Source organism: Paenibacillus sp. Leaf72 (assembly GCF_001422685.1).
GTDB lineage: Bacteria > Bacillota > Bacilli > Paenibacillales > Paenibacillaceae > Pristimantibacillus.
Genome location: NZ_LMLV01000030.1, coordinates 362,490 through 373,904, shown reverse-complemented (window position 1 = coordinate 373,904; position 11,415 = coordinate 362,490). Strand labels below are relative to the sequence as shown.

General features: G+C 51.9%; 11 protein-coding genes. All 11 read right to left on the bottom strand.

Annotation, left to right across the window (positions count from 1 at the left end):
- Positions 1-30 precede the first annotated feature (30 nt).
- The 11 genes from ASF12_RS22885 to ASF12_RS22835 all read right to left on the bottom strand — a co-directional run bounded on the left by ASF12_RS22885 (position 31) and on the right by ASF12_RS22835 (position 11,190).
- Entirely contained in the window at positions 31-1,005 is a 975-nt protein-coding gene (locus tag ASF12_RS22885) for an RluA family pseudouridine synthase (protein ID WP_056039892.1), read from the bottom strand.
- A 54-nt stretch (positions 1,006-1,059) separates the two neighbouring features.
- On the bottom strand, positions 1,060-2,361 hold the full coding sequence (gene hemL / locus ASF12_RS22880; protein ID WP_056039891.1) for a glutamate-1-semialdehyde 2,1-aminomutase: 1,302 nt from the start codon (positions 2,359-2,361) through the stop codon (positions 1,060-1,062).
- Between the two features lie 3 nt (positions 2,362-2,364).
- Positions 2,365-3,363, bottom strand: coding sequence for a porphobilinogen synthase (gene hemB / locus ASF12_RS22875; protein WP_056039889.1), 999 nt, complete (start codon positions 3,361-3,363; stop codon positions 2,365-2,367).
- A 102-nt stretch (positions 3,364-3,465) separates the two neighbouring features.
- Complete coding sequence (gene cobA, locus ASF12_RS22870; RefSeq protein WP_200931659.1) at positions 3,466-5,013, bottom strand: uroporphyrinogen-III C-methyltransferase; 1,548 nt, start codon at positions 5,011-5,013, stop codon at positions 3,466-3,468.
- A 2-nt stretch (positions 5,014-5,015) separates the two neighbouring features.
- On the bottom strand, positions 5,016-5,990 hold the full coding sequence (hemC, locus tag ASF12_RS22865) for a hydroxymethylbilane synthase (protein WP_056039885.1): 975 nt from the start codon (positions 5,988-5,990) through the stop codon (positions 5,016-5,018).
- Positions 5,991-6,635, bottom strand: a complete 645-nt coding sequence (locus tag ASF12_RS22860; RefSeq protein WP_056039884.1) for a precorrin-2 dehydrogenase/sirohydrochlorin ferrochelatase family protein — start codon at positions 6,633-6,635, stop codon at positions 5,991-5,993.
- Between the two features lie 16 nt (positions 6,636-6,651).
- Positions 6,652-7,464 carry a cytochrome c biogenesis protein CcsA gene (ccsA, locus tag ASF12_RS22855; protein ID WP_056039882.1) on the bottom strand — a complete coding sequence of 271 codons (813 nt, stop codon included), beginning with the start codon at positions 7,462-7,464 and terminating at the stop codon, positions 6,652-6,654.
- A 46-nt stretch (positions 7,465-7,510) separates the two neighbouring features.
- Positions 7,511-8,893 carry a glutamyl-tRNA reductase gene (hemA, locus tag ASF12_RS22850; protein ID WP_056039880.1) on the bottom strand — a complete coding sequence of 461 codons (1,383 nt, stop codon included), beginning with the start codon at positions 8,891-8,893 and terminating at the stop codon, positions 7,511-7,513.
- Positions 8,894-9,082: 189 nt separating this feature from the next.
- Entirely contained in the window at positions 9,083-9,481 is a 399-nt protein-coding gene (gene speD / locus ASF12_RS22845; RefSeq protein ID WP_056039878.1) for an adenosylmethionine decarboxylase, read from the bottom strand.
- 197 nt (positions 9,482-9,678) lie between these two features.
- Positions 9,679-10,371: a YjgB family protein gene (locus tag ASF12_RS22840; RefSeq protein ID WP_056039876.1), complete on the bottom strand. Its 693-nt coding sequence runs from the start codon at positions 10,369-10,371 to the stop codon at positions 9,679-9,681.
- Positions 10,372-10,599: 228 nt separating this feature from the next.
- The gene (locus ASF12_RS22835; protein WP_056039874.1) at positions 10,600-11,190 is read right to left on the bottom strand and encodes a hypothetical protein; all 591 of its coding nucleotides are present in this window, start codon (positions 11,188-11,190) and stop codon (positions 10,600-10,602) included.
- Positions 11,191-11,415: the final 225 nt, after the last annotated feature.

Below are 11,415 nucleotides of genomic sequence, written 5' to 3'. Positions count from 1 at the left end.
GGGGGAGAGCATGACTATCTTTTGCAGAGGCTATAATTTAGCTCGCAATTCGGGAAGCCAAGCGGGCTCTGGCGCCGCAACTTCCACAGGCGAATCTGTCCACGGGTGGGCAAAAATAAGGCGTTCGCCATGCAGCGCCTGCGTCTTCAGCAGCTGCACAGAGCCGCCATAAAGCGAATCCCCAATCAGGGGATGGCCCAAGTGGCTCATATGGACGCGTATTTGATGCGTACGTCCCGTCTCCAGCTGCAAACGGACCAGCGTCGCTCCAGCATACATCTCGGCCGTTTCATAATGGGTAACAGCGGCATCGCCGCCCTGGGTCACACGCCGTCTGGAGCGATGATGGCGGTCCTTGCCAATCGGAGCGTCAACGGTTCCCGCAGGCGGACGCAGCCGTCCTTGAACAAACGCCATATAGCGGCGGTCGATCGCCTTGCGGCGCATCGCTTCGTCCAGCTTCCACTGGGCGAAATCATTTTTGGAATAAAGCACGGGGCCCGATGTATCATCATCGAGACGATGGATATGACGGACAGGCAGCGGATCTCCTTGCAGCAGCATATGACGAGCCGCCGCTTCATCCAGCGTTCCCGCCTGATTGGCACCTGTGCCATGCACAGGCATCCCTGCCTCCTTATAAAGCACGAGGCAAAAATCATCCTCGAAAAGAACGGTTGGAACGGGATTGCCTTGCGACAGCCTCGCTTGACGATACAAGGGATCGCTAAGCGGGTCCGCAGCGGGAAAGGCGAGCAAGCCCAGACGCTGCCCATCAAAGCGGATGCCGCCAACGGAGAACAGCCGATTGATCCATTTTTCTGGAAAAAGAGAACGGGCCAGCAGCCACTGCCGCACTTGATGCGGATGACTGCCGGCCTCTAATGTTCCGGTGCGTTCTCCAGGTTGCCCGTCATAATTTGGTGCAGACCATGAGCCTTCTGACAGCTGCTGCCAATCGAGCTCAAGCCACTCCCCCGCCCGCTTATAGTGAAGCATTGGCATGGAATGAAACCTCCTATTTTCGAATGCAATCGCCTAAATTGCTGCTTGCTAGAACTACAACCTGCTCAAAGCAGCCCTGTTTGCAGCAATCGTTGCATCAATATCTTCATCGGTATGGACAGCTGACACAAACATGCCTTCGAACTGCGATGGAGCGACGCTCACGCCAAGCTCCAGCATAGCGGCAAAATACACCTTGAAGCGCTCTAAATCCGCTGTTTTGGCTGTATCGTAATTAATGACATGCGTTTCGGTGAAAAACGGGCAAACCATCGAGCCGACACGGTTGATCGTGGAAGCAATGCCAGCCGCCTGCGCATTCGCTTCAAAGCCGCGCTGCAATCGGACCGCTTGGCGCTCCAGCAGCTCATACGTTTCCGGTGTCAGCAGCTTGAGCGTCGTATAACCAGCAGCCATCGCCAGCGGGTTGCCTGACAGCGTGCCCGCCTGATAAATCGGACCGCTCGGCGCCATAAGCTCCATCAGATCGCGTCTGCCGCCGTATGCGCCGACAGGCAGTCCGCCCCCAATCACCTTGCCGAAGCAAGTGATATCCGGCTTAATGCCATACAGACCTTGCGCACTGCTGTAGTGGACACGAAAGCCCGTCATCACTTCATCAAAAATAAGCAGGCTGCTGTATTGCTCCGTAATGTCGCGCAGTCCTTGCAGAAAGCCCGGAAGCGGCGGGACAACGCCCATGTTTCCGGCAATCGGCTCGACGATGACACAGGCAATTTCCTCGCCGTACTTTTCAAATACGAGCTTGATCGACTCGATATCATTGTAAGGCACCGTAATCGTCTGGGAGGCAATGCTTTCCGGAACGCCGGGACTGTCCGGCAAGCCAAGCGTCGCCACACCGGAACCCGCTTTAATGAGCAGGCTGTCGGCATGTCCGTGGTATGAGCCTTCAAACTTGACGATTTTGCTGCGCTTCGTAAACCCGCGAGCGAGACGCAAGGCGCTCATTGTCGCTTCCGTGCCGGAGTTGACCATCCGGACCACATCTACCGAAGGCACACGCTCGCACACAAGCTCCGCCATCAGCGTCTCCAGTTCCGTTGGCGCCCCAAAGCTGGTGCCTTTTTCCGCGGTACGCTTGATCGCTTCAACGACCTCTGGATGCGCATGGCCCATAATGAGCGGTCCCCATGAAGCAACATAATCGATGTAGCTGTTGCCGTCGATATCAAATACGCGGCTGCCTTGGCCGCGCTCCATATAAACAGGATTCAATCCTACGGATTTAAAAGCGCGAACCGGACTGTTCACGCCGCCCGGAATCACTTGCTTGGCCCGCGCAAATGCCTCGCGTGAGCGAATATCGCTTCTGCCTGAAGATGAATGACTCATCAACTATTCAGCCCCTTTCAACCAACGTGCAGCATCCTTCGCATGGTACGTAATCAAAATGTCCGCGCCCGCGCGCTTCATTCCGGTCAGCGTCTCCAATACGACAGCGCGCTCGTCAATCCAGCCATTTGCCGCTGCCGCTTTTACCATTGCATATTCGCCGCTCACATTGTACGCCGCCACTGGCAGATCAAAATGCTCCTTCAGCAGGCGAATAACGTCCATATACGCAAGCGCTGGCTTAACCATCAGCATATCCGCTCCTTCAACGACGTCGGACTCCGCTTCCCGCAGCGCTTCGCGCGCATTGGCAGGGTCCATCTGATACGTCTTGCGGTCGCCGAATTGCGGTGTTGAATGTGCCGCTTCGCGGAACGGGCCATAAAAAGCTGAAGCATATTTGACCGAGTAGGACAAAATCGGAATATGAGTAAAGCCCGCTTCATCCAAACCTTCGCGAATAGCGCCAACGAAGCCGTCCATCATGTTGGACGGAGCGATCATATCCGCGCCTGCCTCAGCTTGTGAAACCGCTGTGCGAACGAGCTGTACCAGCGAAGCATCGTTATCGACCTCTGCATTGCCTGTACGCTCATGCACATGGATAAGGCCGCAATGACCATGATCAGTAAATTGGCATAGGCAAGTATCTGCTACAACGAGCAGCTCAGGCGCCCAGCCCTTTACAGCACGAATAGCCTCTTGCACAATACCGTCAGGAGCAAATGCGGAAGTGCCTTCGCTATCCTTCGCAGCAGGAACGCCAAACAGCATGACGGATGGAATGCCTAGAGCAACAACTTCCCTGATCTCCTCTTCCAAGCGGTCTAATGAAAAATGATAAACGCCCGGCATCGATGTGATTTCTTCCTTCACGTTCGTGCCCACCGTCACAAAAATCGGATAAATAAAATCATTAGCAGAAAGCGCCGTTTCCCTCACCATACTGCGAAGAGCGGCGGATTGCCGCAATCTCCGATGTCTTACGACAGGAAATGCCATCTTCCATTCCTCCTCCAACTGTTTTGTGAAGCTTGTGTCGCGCCAATTACAGCTTGTGCCCTTGCCTCAACTTATAAATGCTTATATTAAAATAATAATGCCTTATCCCCGTTCCGCGCTGCGGAACTTAATCATCGCATCGATAAGCGATGGTATCGTCGCCTGCTCGGCCTCTGCGGCTACACGCAAGCCTGCTTCCTTCATCGTAGCTGACGTCAGCGGCCCTATGCTGATCGCCGGAATGTCCAATATCGCCTGTACAGGATCGCTAATGCCGCTGCGGCGCAGCTTCTCCAGCAGATTCGTTACGGTCGAGGAACTGGTGAACGTAATCATATGAATCTGCTTCTCGTCGATCCATTCCAGCACCTGATCATCCTGCGTATCGGCAAGTACCGTCTCGTACACGTCGATTTCCGTTGGCAGCAGCCCCTTGGCCGCCAATTCGCGCGGCAGCACCTCGCGTGCCAAATCACCGCGCGGCAGCAGTACCCGCTCGCCAGCTTGCAGCTCTCCTGCAAGCTGCTCCAGCAGCCCTTCTGCCTGAAACTTGGCCGGCAGCAGCTCGGCAGTCAGCCCGCGATTTTCCAGCGCTTCGGCTGTTCTCGGGCCAACGGCCGCGATTCTAGCCTTATGGAAGCGCCGAATATCGATTCCGAAACGCCGCAGCCAACGATAGAAATAGTCCACGCCGTTTACGCTCGTGAACATCAGCCAGCTATATTGCTCCGCTTCCGAAAGCGCAGCGCGCAGCGTAGCGACCGCTGCGGCCTCCTCAGGCTCGCGGATATCAATGACAGGGTATTCGCATGGCTCACCGCCCAGCTCATCTACCAGGTCAGCCAGCTCGCTTGCCTGTGCTCTCGCTCTCGTCACCAGTACGCGCGTACCGAACAGCGGCTTGCTTTCGTACCACTGCAATTGCTCGCGCTGCAGCACGACATCGCCAACGACAATGACAGCCGGCGGCTGAAAATTCGCCTCGCGCACAATTTGCTCGATCGTAGCAAGCGTGCCGACAACCGTCTGCTGCTCGACCCTCGTTCCCCAGCGCACCAGTGCAACTGGCGTTGTGTCAGGCTTGCCATGCTTCATGAGCTGATCGGCAATATAACCAATCTTGGCTACGCCCATCAGAAAAATAAGCGTTCCTGTCGCATTCGTTACTTTGTCCCAATAAATCGAGCGATCCAGCTTATCGGGGCTTTCGTGTCCCGTTATGATCGAAAGGGAGGATGCAAAATCACGATGCGTAACCGGAATGCCAGCATAAGCAGGCACAGCGATCGCCGAAGTAATGCCCGGCACGATTTCAAAACCTATGCCGTTTTCCTTAAGCAGTCCCGCTTCCTCGCCTACGCGGCCAAAAATCGTCGGATCGCCGCCCTTAAGCCGCGTCACCACCTTGCCTTGCAAAGCAAGGTCCACAAGCAGCTGGTTAATTTCCTCCTGCTTCATCGTGTGGCGATCGGGAAGCTTGCCTACGTATACTTTCTCGGCACCCGGCTTCATATGCGCAAGCAGCCTTGGGCTTGCCAAGCGGTCATAGACGACAACATCGCTTTTCTTCAAATATTCCAAGCCGCGCAGCGTAATCAGCTTGGCGTCACCCGGACCCGCCCCAACCAAATAAACGATACCTTTCCCCATCACTACGATCCCCCGATTTCCGCTAAAATGCGGTCCGCTCCTCTTGCTATGAGCGCTGCGGCCACTTCCTTGCCCAGCACCTCTGGATCGCTGCCTGTCTTGATTTCCTTCAGCAGCACTGCTCCATCCGCCGATCCTACAATTCCCGTCAGCTCCAGCTCAGCGCCTTCCAGCGTGCCGTCTGCCCCTTTATGCACAACCGCATGGGCGCCAATCGGAATTTGGCAGCCGCCATTGAGCGCGCCGAGAAAGCTCCGCTCGGCCCGAACCGCATAAGCGGTTTCGCTGTCATTAAATAAATCAAGCAGCTCACGAATCTGCCCGTCATTCCCCCGGCATTCAATGCCAAGCGCGCCTTGCCCAACAGCTGGCACAGACACCTTTTCCGGCAAAAAGGCAGATATGCGGTTTCCCCAGCCCATTCTGCTAAGCCCGGCTGCAGCTAGAACGATCGCATCGAAGCCTTCCGTTTCCAGCTTGCGAATCCGGGAATCAATGTTGCCTCTAATGGATTCCACGACTAGGTCAGGGCGCAAGTTTTTGAGCTGAGAGGAACGGCGCAGACTGCTCGTCCCAACCTTTGCGCCTTGCGGCAAATCAGCGAGACTTTCGCCCTGCTTCATAATGAGGCAATCCCGCGGATCCACGCGTTTCGGAATCGCACCATTCATTAATCCCTCAGGCAGCTCGTACGGCATATCCTTCATGCTGTGAACCGCCATATCGATTTCGCCATCCAGCAGCGCTTGCTCGATTTCCTTGACGAATAATCCTTTACCGCCAACCTTCGATAAGGTCACATCAAGAATTTGATCGCCTTTTGTGACGATTTTTCGAATTTCAAACGAATAGTCAAAGCCATGCTGCTCGCTGATTCGTTTCAGCTCGTCAATCACTTGTCCCGTTTGCGTAAGCGCGAGTGCGCTTTGGCGGGTTCCGACAATAATGGTACGCTTATCCTTATTGTTTGCTGCCATTTATGTATTCCTCCTGTCAGTTGCTGCGATGAGCCGCTCAATCCATACGTCTATATCGCCGTCTTCCTCGCTTTGTCTTGGAGCTTCGCACGCCGCAAGCTTCAGTACTTCGCTGCGCAGCCTGCGGTCGCCAATGGTGAGCTTCACCCGTTCACGAAGCTCTTTCAGCCTAGCTGTGCTGCCGATATATTCCGGACCATACTGCCGCGCCAGCTCCTCCCGAATACGTGAGGACAATGCCGGGCTAGCCCCGGATGCCGACACGGCAACGACCAGCTCGCCGCGCCGCACAACCGACGGATTAATAAAAGTTCCAGCCGAGGCCTCATCTGCCCGATTAACCCAAATGCCCGCCTGCTCGCCATCCAGCGCTATTTGGCAATTCAGCTCCGCCTGATCAGTAGCGGCAAACAGCAGCCGCGCCGCCTTCGCGTCCCCGCTCGCATAAGCTCTTGCTTTTGTCTCGATGTGGCCGCCACGTGCAAGCTCCTCCAGCTGAGGAGTGAAATCAAGCGCAATGACCGTCACCTGATCGGCTCCCGCTTCAAGCAGTCCTAGCACCTTGCGCTCGGCAATCGGGCCGCCGCCGACCACGATGCAGCGGCACCCCTGAAGCTTTAGCATGACCGGATAGTAGCCGTTCATAAACCTCACCTAACTTCTAATGAAAATTAGATACGTAGCTTGCCAGCAAATTGAGAACTAGAAAGCTGAACGCCACAATATGCAGCTTTGCAAGCTGTGTGCTCGTGCGATTAAGCAACGACCGATTTACAACAAAAATAATATATACAATTAGAGCGAGGAAAGAAGTAATAACTTTCCAATCCAGCAGCAGCATCGAACGCCCCTCAATGAGCAGCAGCGTCACTGCAAGCGACAGCGACAAAGCAAGCAGCGGAACGCCGATAATGACAGCGCGATCAGAATATCGCTCAATTTTATCAAGGCTGGGGAGCCTTCTTACATATTTGGACCAGCGTTTCTCCTTCAGCTCCCGATGCAGGAAAATGTACATCCCGGCGAAAAGAACGCCTATCGTCAGCGACACATAGGAAACAAGCACGAGGCTAATATGCACAATCAGCAGCTCTCTTGCTGTTGTGGAAATCGCGAACATCGCCTCATTGCCCGGCTTGCTGTAAAGATTAAGCGCCAGCACGGAAAATCCAATGACGTTTACGAGAAATACAATAAACTCTATTTTGAAAAAACGGCTGATTACAAGCGATATAGAGACCAAGAGCCAGCAAAAACCCAGCCAATATTCAAAGGTTGATATCGTCGCCACTTCAAAATGCGACACAATTCGCGAAATGAGAAACAACGTCTGTAATATCCATACAAAAATAAGTAGCCCTGTACCCATCCGTTTCGCTCTCCGGCTTGCGTCCATAAAATCGGAGAAATAAAACAGAAGGCTCAGGGCGTATACATAAAGTATCGCGTCATACAACCAGTTTAGCGTTGCCATAAATGCCTCCACATCGCCGCCCTATGCGTCTGTCAAGAGCGTGCTTCTACCGAAGGGCAGAAGCCAATGCTGCCGTAGCTGCAGGTGATTGCACATTTTTCATTTTTGCTGCAGCCGCCTCGGCAGCTTCCGCTTTAAGCTCAGCTTGCTGCGACTTGTCCAATTGCTCTTCCAGTGCAAAAAGCTTTACAAACATGTCCATCGCTTCTTCAGCACGTCTTTCTCCGGCCATTTCCTTAATCCGCAAAATAGGGTCCTGCATCATTTGATTGACAATGCTCTTCGTCAGCTTTCTGATTACTTTAAGCTCATGCTCGTCCAGATCCGGGAGCTTGTTCGTCAAGCTGTTGAACGTCTCCTCATGAATCTCTGCCGCTTTCGTCTGAAGCGCCCGAATAAGCGGCACGACTCCCAGCGTTTTGTACCATTGCTCAAACAGATCCATTTCCTGAGCGATCATCGTTTCGATTTTGGCGGCTTCCTTGCGGCGCTGTTCCAAGTTACTTTCCACAATGCCCTCCAAGTCGTCGATGTCATACAAAAAGACGTTGTCCACCGCAGCAATCGTTGGATCAAGATCCCTAGGAACCGCGATATCAATCATGAACAGCGGCTTTGATCTCCGGCGCTGCATGGCGCTTGCGACAACCTGACGCGTAAGCACGAAGTTGTCAGCTCCCGTCGAGCTAATGACAATATCAGCTTCATGCAGCCTATTCGCCGCTTCGTCCATCGAGCAAGCTATTCCGTTAAACTTGTCCGCTAATTGAACGGCACGTTCATACGTCCGGTTCACGACGATAACCCGGTCAGCCCCATTCGCATACAGATGCTTCGCTGTCAGCTCGCCGGTCTCGCCAGCCCCAATCAGCATGACCGTCTTTTTGGAAAATTGGCCGAATATACGCTTGCCAAGTTCAACGGCAGCATAGCTGACCGATACGGCAGATTCGCCAATCGTCGTCTCCGAATGCGCACGCTTCGCCATCGTAATCGCCTGCTTAAACAGCGTATTGAAAAGCGTTCCCGTCGTTCTTTGCTGCTGGGCTAGTGCGAAAGCATCCTTCACTTGTCCGAGAATTTGCGTCTCGCCGATAATCATGGAATCCAAACCGCTTGCAACGCGGAATAGATGCTCAATCGCCTTCTCATCCTCGTACATATATAAATGATTCGTAAATTCTTTCCTTGGCAGGTTGAACCACTGCTCCATAAAGCTGCGGATATAATGCCCGCACAAATGATGCCTGTCCACCACCGCATACAATTCTGTCCGATTGCAGGTCGCTACAATGACACATTCCATAATGCTGTCTGTATTCATAAGCTGTTTGACAGCTTCTGGCAGCTCTTTTTCCGAAAACGCAAAACGTTCTCTCACTTCTACTGGAGCTGTACGGTAGTTAAGACCTACTGTAATAATGTGCATATGTGTCACCTGCCTCCCTTATCAAATTGCCACGTCTCATTCTTTCTACGCCATTATAGCACAGTTCGACATTCATACTTCCTTCATTTATGAATAAAGTTTGAACCACAAATCCATTATTCCCTAATCATACAAAGAAATAACCATGGAAGCTTCCATGGTTATTTCTGTATCATACATGTGAGAGCTTTAAACGAGCTCGATTTGTTTCATTTTCGGTTCTTCAACTTGCAATTCGCCCATACCGCGTATCAGCTTCTTTGCATGAGTTGTTGTTGGCTTCAGCACAGCAATCATATAATCGATAGCCACCTGTGGATCCACGGTTTCACCGCAAGTATAACAATCAAGCGCGGCGAATCCTCTCTCAGGATACGTGTGAATAGAGAGGTGACTCTCTGACAGCAACACGAGTACGGTTGCTCCTTGAGGCTCAAATTGTTTGGATTGCACCGACATTACAGTAGCGCCACAGCTTTCAGCAGCCTCCACCATTTGGGCTTGCAAAAATTCAGCGTTGTTCAGTAGATCGAAATCTACTCCCCAAGTATCAACAGCAACGTGTCTTCCGAAAGTTGAGTATTCCATCTTCCGGTTCCCCCTTCCTAGGAATAAAATGTTTAAAAATTTCATCCGCTAGGACCTACGTCATTCACTTCCCGAGGGAATAATCTCTCGCAACATAACCATGTCCTGAGTGAATCCTGGTTCCTATTATTGTGTTAAACGATGTTTTCAACGAGATTAAAAATAACATCTATCCGTCAGAATTGCAACCTTTTTTTTCAGCCGGCCATATTATTTTTTGCATCCTGCGGACTGAATACGGAAATATGGTCGACCTTTCCGGTTGCTTTCGGGATAATGAATTTGAGCTGGTATTGATCATTCACCTTGTACACATAAATCTGATCGTCGCCATTCGTCGCTGTTTCATCGGCTTTGCCCAGTGACTTCTCAATATCAACGTAAGACAACTGCTGCAAATTGGCCGCGTAGGAACGCATATCGAACACCTTCATGCCTTTGTTGAAGCCGATCGTAACGCCCCGTTTTGTATAGGCTGCGTAAATCCCTTTTCCCGCAGCCTCCGTGCTGTCAGCCTTACCCCAATCCTGCTCAATCTCGTCGAACAGCGCAATATGCGCTGCGTATTTCACCTCGGGAATTTTACCTTCCTTCGCCAAATCAACAAGCTGGCCTATGCTGGGTGTTTCGCTCGCTTGCCCTGCATGTGCCGTCTGACCTGCTTGTCCAGCATCAGACGAGCTTGCCGGCGCTGTTTCCTGACCGTTAGCGGATGTTTCCTGGCTATCTGATGTTTGTCCAGCCTGTTGCTGGCCATCAGGCGTGCTGCTTTGAACGGCAGAGGTAGCAGTCGGTGCAGTATTCCCCGCTCCGCTGCAAGCAGCCAGCAGCAGCATAGAAGCGACTGCCGCCATACAGGCAAACGATTTGAATGCCGTTGTTTTTATCATGCTGTATACCTCCAGATTCACGTGAAGCTCCTGCTTCTTTTACTCGTAAAAGATTGTCCTTCGTTATTATGGACTGCTTCTATCCGCTAAATGTTGCAGTATGCAATCAAAACCAAAAATTACCACTTCATAGTTCTGCCTCAAGCAGCCCTTCCTGAAAATAAAAAAAAGAAACCGCAGCAGCGATTCCTATAAGCTTATGTTTACTGTCTGCAAGCCATGGCATCATTACGCCTCAAGCACAAACAGCTTCTGCGTATGCGAGGCCAAACGCTCATCAATTGCGGCGATTTCCGTCTGATTTTTCGTCTGATTCCGAAGATCAAGCAGCTCGTTAATGGCATTATTCACCATCGAAATCTCGCGTTCAATCAAACGGCTGCGGAATACCCGCTCCAGTTGCCCGATCGTATCCTTGTATTCGAACACAACACGTGCGCCGCTCTTCGTTGTTTCAACGATTTTACGAACGGCTCCCTGTATATAGTGGTAGGTCATTGTATAATGGCTGTAAATGCGATTAACAACGGCGTCCCCATGGAAAGCTGAAACAGCTTTGCGCATAGCATTGGTTAGCTTCTGGTGAACAAGGCGGCAGGTGAGCACACAAACGTAACGGTCTTGTTGACGCTCAAAGATCAGTCTGATCTCTTCCCTCCCTGCTACGTCTTCGAGAACCAGCTCCTGATTGCCGTTATCGAGCACCATCACTTGTAGGTGAAGCTGCTGATCATCAAAAAAACGGACAAATTGGGTCATCTCTTCATTCGTTAACTGCAGTTTGGCATTTACATACTCTGTGGCTAGCCGCTGAGCCATAAAAATCTCCTCAATTCTTTAAACTTGCAATTGGATGCTACAATCAATTCTATTCTTCTATACCCGCTTTGCGTAAATTTGAAACGAATCCGTCGTCCAATGACCATTCGCCCTTTCACGCTTGCTTACCTATATTATACGTGATTGCATCCATTTATTCCTGCCGCTCAGTGCCGAAATTCTCGCATATTTCAGAAAAAACGGGAAAATTATGCGAGGAGACCC